At 69.6% G+C, this 18,203-nt stretch carries 14 protein-coding genes and 1 tRNA gene; 5 read left to right on the top strand and 10 right to left on the bottom strand.

Translation table 11 applies throughout. The features are described 5' to 3' along the window. Nucleotides 1-2 precede the first annotated feature (2 nt). The 3 genes from ACSQ9I_RS05170 (at nucleotide 3) to ACSQ9I_RS05160 (ending at nucleotide 6,039) form a co-directional block, all read left to right on the top strand. Nucleotides 3-1,889, top strand: a complete 1,887-nt coding sequence (locus tag ACSQ9I_RS05170; RefSeq protein WP_436312464.1) for an autotransporter assembly complex protein TamA — start codon at nucleotides 3-5, stop codon at nucleotides 1,887-1,889. A gap of 1 nt (nucleotide 1,890) precedes the next feature. Beyond that, on the top strand, nucleotides 1,891-5,940 hold the full coding sequence (locus tag ACSQ9I_RS05165; RefSeq protein WP_436312463.1) for a translocation/assembly module TamB domain-containing protein: 4,050 nt from the start codon (nucleotides 1,891-1,893) through the stop codon (nucleotides 5,938-5,940). A 24-nt stretch (nucleotides 5,941-5,964) separates the two neighbouring features. Next, nucleotides 5,965-6,039: transfer RNA gene (locus ACSQ9I_RS05160), tRNA-Arg, on the top strand. A gap of 1,029 nt (nucleotides 6,040-7,068) precedes the next feature. On the opposite strand, the gene ACSQ9I_RS05155 is transcribed toward ACSQ9I_RS05160, so the two are convergent. Beyond that, nucleotides 7,069-7,212, bottom strand: a complete 144-nt coding sequence (locus tag ACSQ9I_RS05155) for a hypothetical protein (protein ID WP_436308561.1) — start codon at nucleotides 7,210-7,212, stop codon at nucleotides 7,069-7,071. Between the two features lie 331 nt (nucleotides 7,213-7,543). Here ACSQ9I_RS05155 and ACSQ9I_RS05150 point away from each other — a divergent pair, with 331 nt between their 5' ends. After that, nucleotides 7,544-8,614: an NUDIX domain-containing protein gene (locus ACSQ9I_RS05150; RefSeq protein ID WP_093109574.1), complete on the top strand. Its 1,071-nt coding sequence runs from the start codon at nucleotides 7,544-7,546 to the stop codon at nucleotides 8,612-8,614. A 12-nt stretch (nucleotides 8,615-8,626) separates the two neighbouring features. Here ACSQ9I_RS05150 and ACSQ9I_RS05145 read toward each other — a convergent pair whose 3' ends face one another. The 8 genes from ACSQ9I_RS05145 to ACSQ9I_RS05110 are packed head-to-tail and all read right to left on the bottom strand — an operon-like array spanning nucleotide 8,627 to nucleotide 15,552. Continuing rightward, nucleotides 8,627-9,910 (bottom strand): MSMEG_0569 family flavin-dependent oxidoreductase, encoded by a 1,284-nt coding sequence (locus tag ACSQ9I_RS05145; RefSeq protein WP_436312462.1) that lies wholly within the window; start codon nucleotides 9,908-9,910, stop codon nucleotides 8,627-8,629. Nucleotides 9,911-9,942: 32 nt separating this feature from the next. After that, entirely contained in the window at nucleotides 9,943-10,227 is a 285-nt protein-coding gene (locus ACSQ9I_RS05140) for an MSMEG_0570 family nitrogen starvation response protein (protein WP_436312461.1), read from the bottom strand. A 13-nt stretch (nucleotides 10,228-10,240) separates the two neighbouring features. Next, nucleotides 10,241-11,413, bottom strand: coding sequence for an MSMEG_0565 family glycosyltransferase (locus ACSQ9I_RS05135; RefSeq protein ID WP_436312460.1), 1,173 nt, complete (start codon nucleotides 11,411-11,413; stop codon nucleotides 10,241-10,243). Next, on the bottom strand, nucleotides 11,406-12,407 hold the full coding sequence (locus ACSQ9I_RS05130; RefSeq protein WP_436312459.1) for a sll0787 family AIR synthase-like protein: 1,002 nt from the start codon (nucleotides 12,405-12,407) through the stop codon (nucleotides 11,406-11,408). The genes ACSQ9I_RS05135 and ACSQ9I_RS05130 overlap by 8 nt, the downstream gene beginning before the upstream one ends. After that, nucleotides 12,404-12,964 carry an MSMEG_0567/Sll0786 family nitrogen starvation N-acetyltransferase gene (locus ACSQ9I_RS05125; protein ID WP_436312458.1) on the bottom strand — a complete coding sequence of 187 codons (561 nt, stop codon included), beginning with the start codon at nucleotides 12,962-12,964 and terminating at the stop codon, nucleotides 12,404-12,406. Before ACSQ9I_RS05125 ends, ACSQ9I_RS05130 begins: the two co-directional genes overlap by 4 nt. Before the next feature lie 2 nt (nucleotides 12,965-12,966). Beyond that, nucleotides 12,967-14,037, bottom strand: a complete 1,071-nt coding sequence (locus ACSQ9I_RS05120) for an MSMEG_0568 family radical SAM protein (RefSeq protein ID WP_436306256.1) — start codon at nucleotides 14,035-14,037, stop codon at nucleotides 12,967-12,969. After that, nucleotides 14,000-15,055 carry a Nit6803 family nitrilase gene (locus ACSQ9I_RS05115; protein ID WP_436312457.1) on the bottom strand — a complete coding sequence of 352 codons (1,056 nt, stop codon included), beginning with the start codon at nucleotides 15,053-15,055 and terminating at the stop codon, nucleotides 14,000-14,002. The genes ACSQ9I_RS05120 and ACSQ9I_RS05115 overlap by 38 nt, the downstream gene beginning before the upstream one ends. A 14-nt stretch (nucleotides 15,056-15,069) precedes the next feature. Further along, nucleotides 15,070-15,552, bottom strand: a complete 483-nt coding sequence (locus ACSQ9I_RS05110) for an MSMEG_0572/Sll0783 family nitrogen starvation response protein (protein WP_436293751.1) — start codon at nucleotides 15,550-15,552, stop codon at nucleotides 15,070-15,072. A 346-nt stretch (nucleotides 15,553-15,898) separates the two neighbouring features. On the opposite strand from ACSQ9I_RS05110, the gene ACSQ9I_RS05105 reads away from it, so the two are divergent. Continuing rightward, the gene (locus tag ACSQ9I_RS05105) at nucleotides 15,899-17,290 is read left to right on the top strand and encodes a PLP-dependent aminotransferase family protein (protein WP_436312456.1); all 1,392 of its coding nucleotides are present in this window, start codon (nucleotides 15,899-15,901) and stop codon (nucleotides 17,288-17,290) included. 154 nt (nucleotides 17,291-17,444) lie between these two features. Here the strand turns inward: ACSQ9I_RS05105 and ACSQ9I_RS05100 are convergent, their stop codons facing one another. Next, nucleotides 17,445-18,188: a lysophospholipid acyltransferase family protein gene (locus ACSQ9I_RS05100; RefSeq protein ID WP_436312455.1), complete on the bottom strand. Its 744-nt coding sequence runs from the start codon at nucleotides 18,186-18,188 to the stop codon at nucleotides 17,445-17,447. Nucleotides 18,189-18,203: the final 15 nt, after the last annotated feature.

Raw genomic sequence — 18,203 nt, 5'->3', positions numbered from 1 at the left:
GCATGCTCAGGGTGGTTCGCTCTCTCGCGCCGGCGTGGATGCCGGCGTTCTTTTGTGCAGGCACCCTTCTGTTGCAAGGGTGCAGCCTGCTGCCGAAGAGCGAGCCGGCGGAAACTGCCGCGAGCCCGGTAACCAGCAGCGACAGGCCGGCATCGCGGCGCGATGCGTTCACGGTGGAGGTGAAGGCGCCCGACACGGTGCGCGACTACCTCGTGCGCCACCTCGAAATCCAGCGCTACCGCCAGCTCGACGACCTCGGCGCGGCCGAACTCTCGCGCCTGATGGTGGCCGCCGAAGGGAACGCGCGCGAGCTGCTCGGCACCCTCGGCTACTTCACGCCCACGCTCACGCTGGAACTGCGCGAAACGCCTGAAGCCAAGGCGCCGCGCGAGGTGACGATCACGGTCGAGCCCGGCGAACTCACGCGCGTCGCCAACGTGCAGATCGGCTTCGGCGGGCCGATCGAGAGCGACGCCGCGGCCGAGACCCAGCGCGACACGATCCGCACCGACTGGCCGCTGCGCGCCGGCCAACCCTTCACCCAGCTGGCCTGGGACAACGCCAAGGCCGCCACGCTGCGCAGTCTGACGGCCAAGCGTTTCCCCACCGGCAGCATCAGCGCGAGCCGCGCCGAAATCGACGCCGACCGCAGCGAGGCCAAGCTCAGCCTCAACTACCAGTCTGGCCCGGCCTACCGCTTCGGCCCGCTGGACGTGCGCGGTAGCGAGCGCTACGACGCCGACGGCACGCGCCGGATCGCGCGCATACCCACCGGCAGCGACTACGACCAGCAGAAGCTGCTCGATGCGCAGCAGCGCCTCGCGAGCAGCGGCTACTACGACTCCGTCTTCCTGACCCTCGACACCGACGGCACCAACCCGCTGTGGGCGCCGGTCATCGCCCAATTGCGCGAAGCGCCGCTGCAGAAAGTGGTGCTGGGCGTCGGCTTCACCACCGACAGCGGGCCGCGGCTGTCGATCGACCACATCCACAACCGCATGCCGCTGCTCGGCTGGCGCGCCGTCTCCAAGCTCTCGGTGGACCGCGAAACCAAGTCGCTGGGCACCGAGTGGAACGCGATCCCCGACGACAAGGGGTGGCGCTTGTTCGGCTCGGGTCTGCTGAAGAACGAAACCTCCGGCAGCTACAAGGTCGACAGCGGCCGGCTGCGCGGCGGACGCAGCAAAGCCGGCGACCACATCGACTTCAACTACTTCCTGCAGTACGACTACACGCAGAACCGCGGCATCGCCGCACCGCCGTCGGCCTCGGCGCTGAGCGTCAACTGGGGCTGGACCGGCCGCTACTTCGACAACGCAGGCGCACCGACGCGCGGCCACGGCCTGGCGCTGGAGCTCGGCCTCGGCTACACGCTGACCGGCGAGCACCTGCCCTTCACGCGCGTCTACGGGCGCTGGCTCGGCATCGTGCCGCTCGGCACCGTGAAGAGCGACGACGGGACTCAGGCCCGCAGCGGCCGCATCCAGCTGCGCGCCGAGGCCGGCGCCGTGGTGGCCCAGGATCGCGCGCAGATCCCCTCCACGCTGATGTACCTGACCGGCGGCGACACCACGGTGCGCGGCTACAGCTACCGCCAGATCGGCACCGTGCGCAGCGACGGCCAGATCGTCGCCGGCCGCTACCTCGGGGTCGCCAGCGTCGAATGGCAGCGCCCCTTCGTCTATCGCGGAAAGATGACCGAATGGGAGAGCACGGTGTTCGTCGATGCCGGTGCCGTGGCCGACAAGCCCGGCGAACTCAAGGCCAAGGTCGGCGTCGGCGTGGGCGCGCGCTGGCGCAGCCCGGTGGGACCGGTGCAGGCCGACCTGGCCTACGGCGTGGACACGAAGAGATTCAGGCTGCACCTGCGGCTGGGCTTCACCTTCTGAAATGCAGGAACAGACGCAGTCCCCCGCCCCGTCGCCGAAGCGCTCGCTCGGCCGCCGTGCGCTGCGCGCACTGGCCTGGAGCCTCCTCGGCCTGGTCGTGCTGGTGGCGGGGCTCACGGCCGGCGCCTGGTGGTGGCTGGGCTCGAACGAATCGCTGGCCTTCGCACTCGCGCGCGCCGCGCGCTACCTGCCCGCGGGCCAGACACTGGAAAGCCGCGAAGTCACGGGCTCGCTGCGCGCGGGCGGGCGCATCGGCTGGCTGCGCTGGCAGAGCGAAGCGCTGGCGGTGGAAGTGCACGAGGCGAAGATCGGCTGGCAGTTGGCGCCGCTGCTGAAGCGCAAGGTGCAGCTCGGCGAAGTGCATGCGGCGCAGCTGCTCATCGAGCGTCGCGGCCCGGTCGACGACAAGCCGCTCGAGCCCCTGGAGCAGATCGTGCTGCCGGTCGAGGTCGAGCTGCCCTTCCGCATCGACGAACTGCGCTGGGTCGGCCCGCCCGCGCTGCAGGCCACCCAGCTGGCCGGCAGCTACCGCTATGCCGGCGCCGAGCATCAACTCGAGGTGAGCGGCGTGGACATCGCCGACGGCCACTACAGCGCGCGCGTCAAGCTGCAGGGTCCGGCGCCGATGGCAATCGATGCCGCGCTCGACGGCCGGGTGCGCGCCCCGCTGGCCGAGGACCGCGGCATCGACGTGCTGGCCCAGGCGACGGTGAAAGGCACGCTCGCCGGCGCCGATGCGCGGCTCGCGGTGGCGGCGCAACTGAAGCCGGCCGAAGACAGCACGGCGGCGCCGATGCAGGCGCAGCTCGACGCCCACATCGCGCCCTGGCTGCCGCAGCCCGTGATCGACGCCAAGGCCGATCTGCAGAACGTCGACTTGGCCCGCCTGTGGCCCGAGGCGCCGGCCACGCTGCTGAGCGGCAAGGTCGAGGCCGGCCCCGACGCTGGCAGCACAGGCGCCGCCACGGTCTGGCAGGCCAGCGCCGACATCCGCAACGCCGAGCCCGGCCCCTGGGACACCGGCAAGCTGCCCGTCGAGCGGATCGAGGCGCGCGCCAGCTTCGACGGCACGACCTGGACCCTGCCCCAGGCGACCGTGCGCGCCGGCGGCGGCCGCATCGAGGCCGAGGGCCGCTGGAGCCCCGCACCCGCGCCGTGGCAAGCGCGCGCGAAGGTGCGCAGCGTGCGTCCCGGCGCGCTGCATACCGAGCTTGCCGGCGCACCGGTGAGCGGCAGCATCAATGCCGAGCAGCGCGGCGAAGCGCTGATATTCGACGTGGCGCTGCAGGCCGAGGGCGGCGCCGGCAGCAAGGCGATGGAAGGCCTGCGCCTCGACCGCGCGCTGGCGCGCGGCCAGTGGCAGGCGCAGGTGCTGGAGCTGCGCACGCTGCGCATCGAGGCATCGAACGCCAGCGTCGAAGGCAAGCTGCAGGTGCGCGTCGCAGACCAGGCCGCGAGCGGCGACTTGAAGCTCGCGATGCCGGGCGGCGGCGCCCAGGTGCAAGGCCGCATCGCGCCGGCCAGCGGCGGCGGCGAGATCAAGGCCCAGGTCGACGATGCGGCCGCGCTGCAGGCCTGGGTCGAGCGCCTGCCCGGGCTCTCGGCCGTGTTCGCAGGCATGACGGCGCAAGGCAGCGCGCGGCTCGATGCCAGTTGGCAAGGCGGCTGGCAAGCCGTGCAGCGGCGCCTGCAGAACGCCAGCGAACCGGCGCCGCGCGGCTCGGCCGAGCCCACGCTGAAAGCCAACCTGTCCGTGCCGCGCCTGGACCTGCGTCTGGCGCCGCCCGCCAACGGGCCCGCGACCACCGTGCTGCTGCGCGAGCTGCGCGCCGAACTCGCCGGCAGCCTGGCGCAGGCCACGCTGGACTTGAAGGGCGAGGCCCGCAGCGGCACGCAGAAGTTCACGCTCGACACGCGCGCCAGCGGCGGCCTGGAGCGGGCGAAGCAGTGGCGCGTCGCGGTCGCCAGCTTGCGCGCGCAGATGCAGGACAGCGCCGCCGCCAGCACCGGCCCCTGGACCGTGGAGCTGAGCCGCGCCGTCAGCGCCACCCTGCGCAGCGGCACGGCTGACCGCCTCGACGTGGAGGCCTCCGCCGCGGCCGCCACGCTGCGCGGACCGGCGCCCGGCACCGTGCGCATCGAGTGGGAACCCCTGCGCTACAGCCACAGCGGCGGCGCCTCCAACCGCGCCTTCCGCCTGCAATCGAAGGGCCGCCTGCAGGGCCTGCCGATGGCCTGGGCCGAGGCGCTGGGCGGTGGCGCCGCGCTGGCCGAGGTCGGCATCAGCGGCGACCTGCTGTTCAACGGCGACTGGGACATCGATGCCGGCGATGCGCTGCGCGCGCGCGCCCGGCTCAGGCGCGAAAGCGGCGACATCCGCGTGCAGGCCGGCGAGGCCGCGCTGGTCACGCGCATCACGAGCCGCGGCACCGGCAGCGCGAGCGAACGCGGCATGAACGCGGCCGGCGACGGCCAGAGCACGCCGGCCGGCCTGCGCCACGCCGAGCTGCAGCTCGATGCCGAGGGCGATACCGTGCGCGCCGGCCTGGCCTGGGACAGCGAGCGCGCCGGCCAGATCAACGCCGAAGCCAGCACGCGCGTGCAGCAGCGCGCGGGCGGCTGGCAATGGGCGGCCGATGCGCCGCTGGCCGGCCGCGTGACGGCGCGCCTGCCCAATCTCGGCGTCTGGTCGATGCTGGCGCCGCCGGGCTGGCGCGTGGCCGGCACGCTGGAGGCCGACGCCGCACTCTCTGGCAATCGCGCGCTGCCGCGCTGGAACGGCACGCTCGGCGCCGACAAGCTCGCGCTGCGCGCGCTGGTCGAGGGGCTGGACCTGCGCGACGGGCGCCTGCGCGCGACGCTCACCGGCGAGCGCATCGAGATCACGGAGTTCACGCTCAAGGGCGGCACCGGCAGCAGCGCGCGCATCCCGGGCCAGAGCGGCAACCTCAGCACTGCGGCCAGCGAGGCCGCGAGCGATGGCGGCACGCTCTCGGCGCGCGGCGAGCTCAGCTGGGGCGCGGCGCCGGCCGCCGGCACCGGCATCCGCATGGCCATGCAGGCCCAGCTGCGCGCGCTGCGCATGCTGGTGCGCAGCGACCGCCAGGTCACGCTCTCGGGCGACCTGCAAGCGCGGCTCGACGGCGGCCAGTTCAGCGTGCGCGGCAACCTCAAGACCGACCGCGCCGTCGTCATCCTGCCCGACGAGACCGCGCCCGGCCTCGGCAGCGACGTGGTGGTGCGCTCGGCCGCCAAGGACCGCGAGGCCGCCGAAGCCACCCGGCGCCAGGCGGTGCGCGACGATGCGCAGGTGGCCAAGGCGCAGACCGCGAAGCCGCCCGACATCGCGGTCAACTTCGATCTCGGCAACGATTTCGCGGTGCAGGGGCGCGGCCTCACCACGCGGCTGGAGGGCAAGCTCGACATCCGCAGCACCGCGTTGAACGCGCCGCCGCGCATCACGGGCGAGGTCAGGACCGTCAAGGGCCAGTACGGCGCCTACGGCCAGCGGCTGGACGTGGAAACCGGCGTGGCGCGCTTCAACGGCCCCTTCGACAATCCGGCACTCGACATCCTCGCGATCCGGCCCAACATCTCGCAGCGCGCCGGCGTCCAGATCAGCGGCACCGCACAGACGCCACGCGTGCGGCTGTATTCCGAGCCCACGCTGTCGGACGCGGAGACGCTGTCGTGGGTGGTGCTGGGCCGCGCCTCGGCCACCAGCGGCGGCGAATCGGTGCTGCTGCAGCAGGCCGCGCTGGCCTTGCTGGGCGGGCTCGGCAAGGGCGGCACCGGCGGCGGGCTCGCGAGCCGCTTCGGCCTCGACGAAATCGGCTTCAAGGGCCCGGGCAGCGGCGGCGACCTGCGCGAATCGGCCGTCACGGTGGGCAAGCGCATCTCCCAGGATTTCTACGTCACCTACGAGCGCAGCATCTCGGGCACCCTCGGCTCGCTGTTCATCTTCTACGACCTGACCCGCCGCCTGACCCTGCGCGGCCAAGCCGGCCAGCAGAGCGGGATCGACCTGATCTACACGGTGAAGTACGACTGAACTGGTAAAGTCGCCATCGCCTTCGTCCTCGTAGTTCAATGGATAGAACGGGGTCCTCCTAAGACTCAGATACAGGTTCGATTCCTGTCGAGGGCACCAGTAAGTTGTTGATTTGATTGATATCGTTTGACGGCCGGGACAAGCGCGGGGCGACGCCCCGCGTGCAAGTGAAGCTGAGTCGCTTGGTCTGATGCCCTCGCAGTTCGTGGCCACGCAAGCCTACGAAGCGTGCGCATTCGGGTGGCCGACAGGCGGGCTTTTTTGTGCCCGCGCGTTGGAATTCGCGACAGCCGCCGGCATCGAGGAACCGCCCGTCAAGGGCGGGCGCCGAAGCAACCTCTACCAGCGCCGACTGACTGTCAGTTCCAAGCGTAGGGCGGCAAACTTAAGCCGGGCTTAGGAAGCCGCCTACCAATTCTCCAAGGGCGCGTCGAGCCACTGGGGAGCACGTGAACTTCCTTTTTAAGGTCATTCACCTGTGGAAGCCATCGCGGCTGCGACCTAATATTCGATCATGGAACCAAATCGAGATCCCGCCGAGGTTTTCGAAGAGCTGGCTGTGATGGCTGGCCTCCTGAAGGCTGGTGAACCGGTCCCGCCCGCTGTGCGGACCTTTGCTGAATGTGTAGTCACCGAGTGCGCTGCGCTCGGCGATGGCTATGGCACCGAAGATGGGACCGCAGGGGACCAGATACGGGCCAGCTTTCTTGAGTAGCGACCCTCGTCTGTAAGAGGCTGTGGGGCGCCTTCACCAAGCTTCAGGACGGCCTTGAGCGGTCCTGACGGCCGGGGTGAAACTGGCACGCCGGATCGGCGAGGCGCTCGCCGCTGAGGTCTACTCAGTGCTGCGCCCACAGGGGCCGGGGGAGATATGCCATGTCCCTTTTCTTTGCAGCCGCCGAAGCCTTGATCGCCGACTATCTGAACGGACGCACCTTGCCGGAGGCCGTGCACAAGGCTGTAGTGCTTGCGGCCCGAACACGACTGCTCCACGGGGAGGCGCCCGTCCTTGACGAGGCGCTGTGCAGTGACATTGACCGTGAGGCGAGCGAACCGATTCCGTCATCGGCTAAGCGAATCCGAGGGGGTCTCTAACCGGCCCGAAGCCTGTCGAGGGGCACTTGCCGACTAGGCAGAGCGGTGGTGGCGAATGTCCAGCCAATCCAGCAGCGTCGTGATGGTCAGGCCGGCGAATGACGCAACTTCCACGACCAGCGCCACAACGACAGCCAGCAGCTGCGGGTCGGGCAGATCGAACTCGAGGAGATCCAAGAGTGAACGCTCTGGCGGAGGGGCTATGGGCGGAGGTGGAAAGACAATCTCAACCCCGACCAAGCTGGACAGCGAGATCGTCGCCAGCAGGAACATCCAGGCAAACAACCGTTGAAGTCTCTTGCACATCTCTGCTGGTGACCCCATGTCGCTTTGTCCTTTCCAACCCCAGTTCGGCCGTATCGCCTCATCCGACAAGGGCGCGCTGGCTATTGCATCTAAGAGTACGCCTTAAGTATTCATGGCTCCATAGGCGCTTTGTCATGACGCACATGGCTGCAATGCACCGGGGCACCGCGGAGGCGACAGCAGCGGCTGCCAGAATTCGCTCATGACCGCCCACCCCGCAGCACACGACCTCGCCGTCCTCATCGGCCGCTTCCAGCCCTTCCACAACGCCCACCAGGCCCTGCTGAAGAAGGCGCTCGAAGCGGCGCCGCGCGTGGCGGTGGTGATCGGCTCCGCCTTCCAGGCGCGTTCGCCGAAGAACCCCTTCAGCTGGCAGGAGCGCGCGGAGATGATCCGCCTTGCACTGCCGGGGGCCGACCGCGAGCGCGTGCTCTTCGTGCCGATGCGTGACCACTTCGACGACGAGCGCTGGTTCGCCGAGGTGCGGCAGGAGATCGATGCGGCGCTCTCCGCGCAAGGTGCATCCCTGCCCTCGTCGACCGTGCTGATCGGCCACGTCAAGGACGCCACGCGCGACTACCTCCACGGCTTCGAAGGCTGGACGCTGCAAGCGGTGGAGCGCGTTCACACCGCGAGTGCGAACGCGGTGCGCGCCGCGATCTTCGGCAACGCGAAGGACGCGCCGCAAACGCTGGCCCGCGCCGTGCCGGCGAGCACTCTCGCCTTCCTGCGCGCATGGATGGCCGCGCCGCTGTTCGGCCAGCTTGCGCAGGAGTGGGAGATCCTCCGACAGCACGACGAGTCATGGGCCGCATCGCCTTACCCGGTGGTGCTGGTCACGGTCGATTGCGTCGTGAAATGCCGCGACCACGCGCTGCTGATCCGCCGCGGCCATGCGCCGGGCAAGGGCCTGGCCGCGGTGCCGGGCGGCTTTCTCGAACAGCGCGAGACCACGCTGCAGTCCGCGCTGCGCGAACTCGAGGAAGAAACGCACCTCGATCTTCCGGCCGCCACGCTGCTCGCCTGCCTGGCCAGCACCGAGGTCTTCGACCGCCCCGATCGCAGCCAGCGCGGCCGCACCATCACCCACGGGCATTTCTTCGATCTGGGCGATCGCGAGCTGCCGGCGGTGCGCGCGGACGACGACGCCGAGGCCGTCGAGTGGGTGCCGATCGGCGAACTGTGCGCGCGCGAAGAGCAGTTCCTGGACGACCACTTCCAGATGCTCGATCACTTCCTCGGGCTGCTGCCCCGGCCGGCCGCGCTGGCCTGAGGCTTCTTCGCTTCAGGCGAGCGCTTCGGCCGCGAGCGGCGTGCTCGCGCGCCCGCGCTGCAGGGCTTCGATCTGCTCGGCCAGGTAGAGCGCATCGCGCGCCACGCCGGAGAAACGACCCGAGCCCCAGGTGTGCAGCCACGGCAGTCCGAGGAAATAGAGCCCGGCCTGCTGCGTCACGCCGCGCAGGTGCATCGGCTCGCCGCGCCCGTTGAACACCGGCGCGTCGACCCAGGCGAAGTCGGGCAGGAAGCCGATGCACCACAGCACGCTCGTGATGCCCGACGCGCGCAGGCTCAGCGCGGCCCGTTCCTCGGCGGGCTCCCACACCGGCACGTAAGGAACGCCCGGCGGCGCATCGATGCCGTTGCCGGCGATGAACTTGTCGATCGACGCATTGATGCTGTTGAAGACCTGGTCCGCATGATCCAGGTGCTCGCGCAGGTTGGGCTGGAACTGCAGCAGGTCGCCGTCGAGCCCGGTCAACAGCCCGTAGAGCTCCATGCCCTCCAGCGCGAAGCGGCGCAGGTCGATGTCGCGCCCGCCGTCGCGGCCGGTCACGTAGTGGTTGGTGTTGTCGCGCACGCCTTCGCGCAGCGGATGCTCGGTGACCGGCATGTCGTAGTAGTTCATGTCGGCCAGCCAGTCGACCACGTCCTTGCCGCGGTAGAAGCGCGCGCAGCGCGGCGCATTGCCGGTGGCCAGGAACACCTTGCGGCCGGCGAGGTGCAGGTCTTCGGCGATCTGCGCGCCCGACTGCCCGCAACCCACCACCAGCACCGCGCCCTCGGGCAGCTGCGCCGGATTGCGGTACTGCGCCGAGTGGTACTGCACCACCGACGAGGGCAGGCGCTCGGCCATGCGCGGCACCACCGGCTTGTGGTAGCCGCCGGAGGCCACCACCACCTGGTCGGCGGTGAAGCGGCCGGCGCTGGTCTCGACCGTGAAACGATCCGCCTCGCCGGCGCGCGAGACCTTGTCGACGCTCACGCCTTCGAGCGCGGGCGCCTGCACCTGCTCGACGAAGCCGGCCAGCCAGGCATTGAGCTCGTCCTTGACCATGAAGCCGTGCGGATCGCTGCCGGTGTAGGACCAGCCGGGCAGATTGCACTGCCAGTTGGGCGTGACCAGGCAGAAGGAATCCCAGCGCTGCGTGCGCCAAGTGTGGACCAGGCTGCGCTTCTCGATCACCAGGTGGTCGATGGCGCGCTGCTGCAGGCAGTGACTCATCGCGAGGCCGGCCTGGCCGCCGCCGACGATGATGACGCTGTAGTGGGTGCTTGAAGTGGTGGGCATGTGGGGCATCTCGAAAAGGAGGCGAAGAGAAGTCAATCGAAGGCGATCACGGTGACCTGCGCATCGGGCTCGTCGCCGAAGCGCAGGGCGATGGCCTCGATCTCGGCCAGCTGGTCCATCGCCTGCGAACAGGCGAAGCCGTACTTGGCGCGCACCCGCTCGGAAGCGATGACCAGCGCCTCGCGCACGCGGGCCACGAAATCGCCGAGCGCGTAGCGCTGGCCGGTGATCAGGTAGTCCTGCACCACGAGCGAAGGCGAATAGCAGCGCGTTTCGCTCTGGTCGGGCCAGCGCACGTTGAAATGCATGACGGGCATGGTGTTTCTCCCTTCAACGGCGTCGGTAGAGCGCGACATGGCGCTCTGCGCTCGTGGCCCAACTGAAACGGCGGGCAAGACGTTCCGAGGACCGGGCAATCCGATCGGGTGATGCACTGTCCAATGCGGCCGCGATCGCGCGGGCGATGGATTCCGGGTCGAGGGGATCGGCCCAGCTGCAGTCCTCCGCGTCCAGATACTCGGTGAAGGGCGCGATGCGCGAGACCACGACCGGCACGCCGCTGGCCAGCGCCTCGAGCACGACCAGGCCGAAGCCTTCGCGCACCGAGGGCATCGCCACCGCGTCGGCCAGCCGGTAGAGGCCGGGCATCTCGGCATCGGCCAGCGGGCCGGTGATCAGGAGCGGCTGAAGAGGGCCGGTCGGCAGCTCGGCGGCCCGCACCAGCGCGGCGAAGTCGTGCGCGTACTTCGCGTGGTCCAGCAGGCTCGCGCCGCCGGCCACCACGAGCTGGAGATCGGGCCGCGTGGCGCGCAGCCGGATGAAGGCCTGCAGCAGGCGCAGCGTGTTCTTGCGTTCCTCGACGCCGCCCACGGCGAGCAGCACCGGCGCATCCGTGCGAATGCCGAGCCTGCGCGCCAGCGCCGCATCGCCCGCTTCGGGCACGGGCGTGAAGCGCCGGGTGTCGATGCCGTTCCATACCTCCGATGCGTCGATGCCGTGCTGCTTCGCCAGCACCTCGTGCCACTGACGGCTCAGGCAGAACACCTGGCTGGCTTCGGTGACCGAGCGCTGCTGCCAGCGCATCAGCTGCGCGTCAGCGAAATCGTCGAGATGGTGCACGGTGCGCACGAAGCCGTCGATCAGTCCGCGTTCGCGCAGGGTGGCCAGCGCGTTGCCGCCGATGCCGTCGTGGCAGTGAAGCACGTCGAAGCGGGTGTGCTGCAGCAAGGCCGAGAGGTGCGAGACATAGGCCTCGATGCGCTGGCCGACCATCTCCACCATGTTGCGCGACGCGCCGGCGACCGGCACCAGTTCGGTGGCGCAACGCACGGGCCGGAAGAAGTTCTGGCCCGGTGCGGCCGGCGCCATCACCGTGACCTGGTGGCCGGCAGCGTGCAGGGCATGGGCGAGCTCGATCGTGTGCACCACGCCGCCGCGCGGGTTGACCGAATGCGTGAGCAGGCCGATCTTCAGCGGCGCCTGCGTGCGGCCTTCGTCACGCATGGAGCACCTGCGCATCGGCAGCCTCGCAGATGAAGGCGTCGCGGTTCAGGTCCCAGAACAGTTCGCGCTCGGCGCCCTGCTTGAGCACCAGCGTGCGCGTGTCGCTGACGTCGCCCACCACGGCACAGGCGAGGTCGCGCGCGGCAAAGCGGGCCAGCACGCCGGCAAGCTTCTCGGGGCGCACGCTGAGGATGAAGCCGTAACTGGGGAAGGAGCTCAGCCAGCGCAGCAGGGGCACGCCGGCGGGACGCGGCATAGCGTCCAGGTCGATCACTGCGCCGGCCTGCGAGCATTCGAGCAGCATCAGCGCCGTGCCCACGGCACCGGCCATGCTGATGTCCTTGGCGGCATCGCAAAGGCCCGCTTCCGCCAGCTGCGGCAGCAGCTCCAGATCGCCGCGCAGCCGCGCGGCCGGGGCGCGGGTCGATGCGTTCCAGTAGGGGAAGGGCTCCTCGTAGGCGCCGCGCAGATCGACGGCCATCACGAGCTGGTCGCCGGGGCGCGCGGAGAAGCTGGTCAGCAGCTTCCGCGCGCGGCCCAGGATCGCCACCGCCAATTGCGGGCGCGTGCTGCGATTGTTGCTGTGGCCGCCGACGATCGGCGCCGCGTATTTCGCCGAGGCCTCGGCCATGCCCTTGAGCATCTGGTCCGCCGGGTCCATGCCGGCGCTCCAGAGCGCATCGACGACAGCCGTCGGCCGGCCGCCCATCGCGTAGATGTCGCTCACGTTGACCATCACCGCGCAGTAGCCCGCGAACCAGGGCATGCATTCGATGAAGTCCTCGACCAGGCCTTCGATGGCGAAGAGCAGATAGCCGCCCTGGCCGTCGGGAATGGCCGCGCAGTCGTCGCCCAGCGGCACCACCTGCGACAGGTCGGCAGCGCCGCCCGGCAGCGCCTGGCCGAGCGCCGACACGATATCGGAGATATCGCGCTTGTGCGCGAAGCCGCGGCTCGCGCGCAGCTCGGCAACGATCTCGGCCAGGCTTGTCATTCGGTGCCCTTGCGACGCGACACGAAACCGCTCACGGCATCGTGGCAAGGCGGATAGAAATCCAGCTCCGCCTGCATCTCGGTGTGCGGCCGACCGTGGATGGCCAGTTCGCCGAGCGAGCGCCAGTGCAGCTTGTGGAAGAGCGCCACGTTCTGCGACTGCACATGCGCAAGAAAAGTCTCGCAGCCCTGCGCATGCGCGCGCGACACGGCCAGCCGGATCAGCGTCGCGCCCAGGTGCCCCTGGCTGCGGAACGAGGGATGCACCGCCAGCCGCGAGCCCCACCAGAGGCCCGGCGCCGCTTCGTGGATGCGCACCGTGCCCACCACCTGGTCGGGCATGCCGCCGAGGCAGGACATGGCCACCAGCAGCTGGGCCTGCGCATCGATCGCATCGCGGTCGTCGCCGGCGAAGATGCCTTGCTCGATGCAGAAGACGGCGCGGCGCAAGGCATGCGCCTCGTCGCGCTCCCAGGCCTGCGCGGCCTCGCGCACGAGGAACTCGACCGGCGCGTACTGCAAGGCCGGTTCGACGACGTCATCGAGGATGCAGGGCATGTTCAGCTTTCGTAGACCGACAGCGACGAGCAGGCGCCGCACTTGCCGCAGCCGGCCTTGATGTCGCTGGACCGGAGATTGGCTTCGCCCAAGCTGCGGCCGAGCGATTGCAGGATCGATTTCATGAACTCCGGCGAGGGCGCAGGATGGTCTTCCAGCGGCGTCCCGCTGATCGGCACGAAGGGCACCACGAAGGGATAGACGCCGAGCACGAGCAGGCGGTCGCAGATCTCCAGGATCGCTTCGCGCGTGTCGCCCAGCCCGGCCAGGATGTAGGTGCTGACCTGCCCCCGGCCGAACACGCCGACCGCCGCCTCGAAGGCGCTCATGTAGCGCGCGACCGGCACGCTGGCCTTGCCAGGCATCACGCGCTCGCGCACTTCGGGCGTCACCACTTCGAGGTGCATGCCCAGCGAGTCGATGCCCGCGGCCTTCATGCGATGGAACCACTGGTCGTCGTCGGGCGGCTCGCACTGGCCCTGGATCGGAATGTCCACCGCCGCCTTGATCGCGAAGGCGCTCTCGCAGAGGATCTGCGCGCCGCGGTCGGTGGCGTTCGGCGTTCCGGTGGTCAGCACCATGTGCTTGACGCCATCGAGCAGCACCGCGGCGCGCGCGACCTCGGCCAGCTGTTCGGGCGTCTTGCGCGCGATGGTCCGTCCCGCCGCGAGCGACTGGCCGATCGCACAGAACTTGCAGCTCTTCTTCCGGCTCTCGTAGCGGATGCAGGTCTGCAGCACGGTGGTGGCCAGCACGTCCGAGCCGTGCAGCGTCGCGATGTGCGAGTACGGCACGCCGTCGAAGGTCTGCATGGCATAGAAGCGCGGCTGCTTCGGAAAGCTGATGCGCGCGATCGGGATGCTGCCGCGCGTGAGGGTGCTGCGGCCTTCCGCATCCGGCGCCTGCGCCGTGAACGGCGAGTTCCACGCGCTCGAGGTGTGGACCGGCACCATGATCGTGTGGCCGTCGACTGTGACGGCCTTGTGGTCCGACGGCCCCGCGCCGCCGCGGCGGCTGGCCGCGCCGGCGCCCGGATCAGCCAGCCGCAAGCCGAAGGACTGCAGCTCGGTCATCAGTTGCCGGCTCGATGGGGTTTCGCTCGTGGTCATGGCGGGTGCTCCCGGTGTCGTTGGATGAAGTGCCCGATGCGGGCGTGCCGTGCATGGGCTGCGTGGTCGTGGCGGGGCGGTCGTTCAGCGCCAGGCTAAGGAGCTCGGGCCGCGCGTAGTGGCCGACCGAATCCATCATTCGCTTGCGCTTGGCAATCAAGGCCATGTCGAGATCGGCGATCACCATGCCCTCGCCCTCGGTGAGCGGCGGCGCCAGGTGCTTGCCTTCGGGCGAGACAATGGCCGTGTGGCAGCCGCCGCGCAGCGCCTTCTGCAGGCCTTCGTCGGGCGTGACGGCGCGGATCTGTTCGTCGGCCAACCAGCCCGTGGCATTGACCACGAAGCAGCCCGACTCCAGGGCGTGATGGCGGATCGTGACCTCCATCTGCTCCGCGAAGATCGGCCCGACCAGCGAGCCGGGGAACTGCGCGCAGTGGATCTCTTCGTGCTGCGCCATCAGGCTGTAGCGCGCCAGCGGGTTGTAGTGCTCCCAGCAGGCCAGCGCGCCGACGCGGCCGACCCGCGTGTCGACCACCTTGAGCCCGGCGCCGTCGCCCTGGCCCCAGATCATGCGTTCGTGGTAAGTCGGCGTGATCTTGCGGCGCTTGAGCGCAAGGCGGCCGTCGGCGTCGAAGACGAGCTGCGTGTTGTAGAGGCTGCCGTGGTCGCGCTCGTTCACGCCCAGCACCACGACCACGCCGCGCGCCCTGGCCCGTTCGGCCACCGCGTCCGTCACCGGGCCCGGCACCACGACCGCCCGCTCCATCAGCCGCAGATGGGCCGGGCCCTGCTGTACCGGCGGCTGCACGAAGGAGAAGTACGGGTAGTAGGGCACGAAGGTCTCGGGGAAGACCGCGAGCTGCGCGCCTCTGGCCGCGGCTTCGTCGATGGCCTCGCAGACCTTGTTGACTGTGCGGTCGGGGTTCTCGAAATCGGGCGCGATCTGAATCGCAGCGGCCCGGACGATGCGTGGTGTCGACATGGCAGCGCCCCGGTTCACAGCGTCCAGGTGTCCAAAATAAAGGCGTTGGCCTTGCGATGCAGCAGGATGATGTCGAGCACGTCGAGCGGATTGATCGGCGTGATGCCCGGGATCAGCGCGCCTTCGCCATGGCCGTACAGCGCCTGCAGCGCGAAGCGGCAGGCGTAGACCTTGCCGCCCTCTTCCATGAACTTGGTGATCTGCTTGTTGAAGTTCTGGTGGCCCGGAAAAGCTTCGTCGCCGAGCGTCGGAAAGCCGCGCTGCACGCCCAGCGTGACGCCGGGGCCGTACAGCAGGATGGAAGTCTCGAAGCCCTTGCGCTTGAGGCGCGTGGCCTGCAGCAGGTTGACGAAGCCGATCGAGCCTTCGAAGGCGACCGTGTGGAAGGTGACGAGCGCTTTCTCGCCCGCTTCGGCCTTCACGTCTTCGAAGACTTTTTCTTCGTAGTCGACGAGGTGTTCGCCGGCGGCGTTCGCGGGTTTGAGGACTTTGGGCATGAGGTACTCCGGTAGAGGAAAAGACGTTGATCGGTGGGTTGCGCGCCCTTCGATTTCGCACGCTCTGTGCCACTGGCCGGCGGCCTGTTTGCGATCAAGTCGCGATCAACGAGAAGCGGTGCGGCCTGGGGCCCGGAAAAAAAATTCCTAGGCCCGCCAAAGGGCCGCCGGACGAGGTTCAGGTGGCCGCTTTTGCACTCGATTGAGGCACCCGCCATGCAATCAATGCACCCGATCAATGGACCTGCATGCACGCGATCAATGCATCCGGGCCAGAGAAGCCCGGCACGCTTCATGCGTCGAATGTGCTGCGCCCATGCAATCAACCCATGCGATCAACCACCCCATGAGCAAGACCACCCAGCAATGGCAAAGGCGCCTGGAGAGCAGCAACAAGCCGGCCTACCTGCTGCTGGCCGACCTGATCGCCGACGACATCCGCACCGGCCGCCTGATCGCGCGCGACAAGCTGCCCACGCTGCGCGACCTGGCGGCCGATCTGCATCTCAACTACACGACCGTTGCACGCGGCTATGCAGAGGCGCGCAAGCGCGGGCTGATCGATTCGCGCTCGGGCACCGGCACCTTCATCCGCGGCGGCAGCCCGAGCCTTCCACTGCGCGGCGGTGGCGGCGCCGAAATGACGATGAACCTGCCGCCCGAGCCGCAGGATGCGGCGCTGTTGGAACGAATGAGCGAGAGCGCCGGCCGCGTCATGACCGAAGCCGGCATGTACGAACTGCTGCGCTATCAGGACTTCGGCGGCACGGCGCGCGACCGCGAAGCCGGCATGCAGTGGATCCGGCCCCGCGTTCCCGATTGCCGGCTGGACCAGATCCTCGTGTGCCCCGGCATCCACAGCGTGCTCACCGCGCTGTTCTCGCAGCTCGCGCGACCGGGCGAGCTGATCTGCGTGGAAGCGCTGACCTACCCCGGCGTGAAGGCGATCGCGACCCAGCTCGGCATCCAGCTGCATGCCCTGCCGCTCGACGAGGAGGGGCCGATGGGCGAGTCCTTCGAGCATGCCTGCAAGACGCTGCGACCGAAGGCGCTGTACTGCAACCCCACCCTCAACAACCCGACCACGGCCACCATGTCGCGCGCACGCCGCGAGGCGCTGGCCGACATCGCGCTGCGCTACGCCATTCCGATCATCGAGGACGACGCCTACGCGATGCTGCCGCGGCAGGTGCCGCCCGCCATCGCCACCCTGGCGCCGGAACTGACCTACTACATCACCGGTTTCTCGAAGACCCTGGGCGCGGGCCTGCGCAGCGCCTACGTGCGCTCCCCCGGCGCGCGGCAGTCGCAGCGGCTGGCCGGCGCGATGCGCGCGACCACCGTGATGTCATCGCCCATCACGAACGCGCTGACCACGCTGTGGGTGGAAGACGGCACGGCCGACGCCATGCTGCAGGCCATCCGCGCCGAGTCCACCGTCCGGCAGGCCCTGGCCAGCCGGCACCTGGGCGCGCACGGCATCGCCGCGCAGAGCGAGGGCTTCCATCTGTGGCTGCCGCTTTCCTCCGCCTGGAGCCCGGTCGAGTTCGCTTCCTACCTGCGCACGCAGAACGTCGGCGTGGTCGCCAGCGCGGCCTTCTCCACCGACGGCACCCCGCCGGAGGCGGTGCGCATCTGCCTCGGCGGGCCGATGTCGCGGGAGGCGTGCGACCACGCGCTGCGCCTGATCGCCGACACGCTGGCCCATCCGCTGCATCCGCACGCCACGGTGATGTAGCGCCCTGTAGGCCAACGCCCACGTGCGCGCATTGCCTTCTCCGGCAGGGCGGGAGGGGGGCGACGGCTAACCTGCTTGCACATTCAGTTCCTCCTCCCGGCGCTACGGCGCCGTTGCACAGCGCCCAACGGGGCGCTGTTTTTTTGCTGGCTGCTCAGTGCGTCTGGCGGCGCAGCGCCTGCACGTCGGCATGCAGCGAAAGCGCCCAGGCGCGGCGATCGCGGCCCCAGGCAGGCTGGGGCTCGCCGAAGCGCACGATCGCCAGCAGCGGCGGCGCCTTCAGCACCTGCCACAGCGAGCTGGCCAGGTTGTCGTCGTCGATGTAGCGCGGCGCCTGGCTGGTTTCGCCGGTGACGGCATCGGCAAAACGCAGCGCGATGGGCTGCACCGGCGCGCCCGAGGAGATGGCAGCCTGCAGCAGGTTGGCGTGGAAGGGCAGCACGCTGCTGCCGTCGCTGGTGGTGCCCTCGGGGAACACCGCGATCAGGTCGCCGTTCTTCAGCGCCTCGGTCATGTGGTGCACCACGCGCAGCGCATCGCGGCGGCGTTCGCGCTCGATATACAGAGAGCCGGCACCGTTCGACAGCGTGCCGATCAGCGGCCAGTACTGCACGTTCGCCTTGGAGACGAAACGCACGTGGCGCGCCGCGTGGATGGCGAGGATGTCGAGCCACGAGAGGTGGTTGCTCACCATCAGCACCGGCCCGTGGGTCGGCGGCGTGCCCTGCACCACGAGGCGGATGCCCATCAGGGTCAGCATGCGCTCGGCCCACTGCTGCACGCGCTGCTCGCGCTCCGCGGGCGAGAGCTTGTGGAATTGGCTGCGGATGGTCCACCAGCCGACATGCGCGTGAGCCAGGGCGCGCACCAGCTTCAGGAAGGCGGACAGGGCCTGCATCGCGCGGTGTTCCCC

The organism is Variovorax sp. LjRoot84 (assembly GCF_964254305.1).
Lineage (GTDB): Bacteria > Pseudomonadota > Gammaproteobacteria > Burkholderiales > Burkholderiaceae_C > Variovorax.
This window is presented reverse-complemented; position numbering and strand designations above follow the sequence as displayed.

Bases quoted from the DNA above. Each gene is read 5' to 3' on its own strand.
- ACSQ9I_RS05170 (WP_436312464.1), top strand. From the start codon at position 3: ATGCTCAGGGTGGTTCGCTCTCTCGCGCCGGCGTGGATGCCGGCGTTC.
- ACSQ9I_RS05165 (WP_436312463.1), top strand. From the start codon at position 1,891: ATGCAGGAACAGACGCAGTCCCCCGCCCCGTCGCCGAAGCGCTCGCTC.
- ACSQ9I_RS05150 (WP_093109574.1), top strand. From the start codon at position 7,544: ATGACCGCCCACCCCGCAGCACACGACCTCGCCGTCCTCATCGGCCGC.
- ACSQ9I_RS05145 (WP_436312462.1), bottom strand. From the start codon at position 9,910: ATGCCCACCACTTCAAGCACCCACTACAGCGTCATCATCGTCGGCGGC.
- ACSQ9I_RS05140 (WP_436312461.1), bottom strand. From the start codon at position 10,227: ATGCCCGTCATGCATTTCAACGTGCGCTGGCCCGACCAGAGCGAAACG.
- ACSQ9I_RS05135 (WP_436312460.1), bottom strand. From the start codon at position 11,413: ATGCGTGACGAAGGCCGCACGCAGGCGCCGCTGAAGATCGGCCTGCTC.
- ACSQ9I_RS05130 (WP_436312459.1), bottom strand. From the start codon at position 12,407: ATGACAAGCCTGGCCGAGATCGTTGCCGAGCTGCGCGCGAGCCGCGGC.
- ACSQ9I_RS05125 (WP_436312458.1), bottom strand. From the start codon at position 12,964: ATGCCCTGCATCCTCGATGACGTCGTCGAACCGGCCTTGCAGTACGCG.
- ACSQ9I_RS05120 (WP_436306256.1), bottom strand. From the start codon at position 14,037: ATGACCGAGCTGCAGTCCTTCGGCTTGCGGCTGGCTGATCCGGGCGCC.
- ACSQ9I_RS05115 (WP_436312457.1), bottom strand. From the start codon at position 15,055: ATGTCGACACCACGCATCGTCCGGGCCGCTGCGATTCAGATCGCGCCC.
- ACSQ9I_RS05110 (WP_436293751.1), bottom strand. From the start codon at position 15,552: ATGCCCAAAGTCCTCAAACCCGCGAACGCCGCCGGCGAACACCTCGTC.
- ACSQ9I_RS05105 (WP_436312456.1), top strand. From the start codon at position 15,899: ATGAGCAAGACCACCCAGCAATGGCAAAGGCGCCTGGAGAGCAGCAAC.
- ACSQ9I_RS05100 (WP_436312455.1), bottom strand. From the start codon at position 18,188: ATGCAGGCCCTGTCCGCCTTCCTGAAGCTGGTGCGCGCCCTGGCTCAC.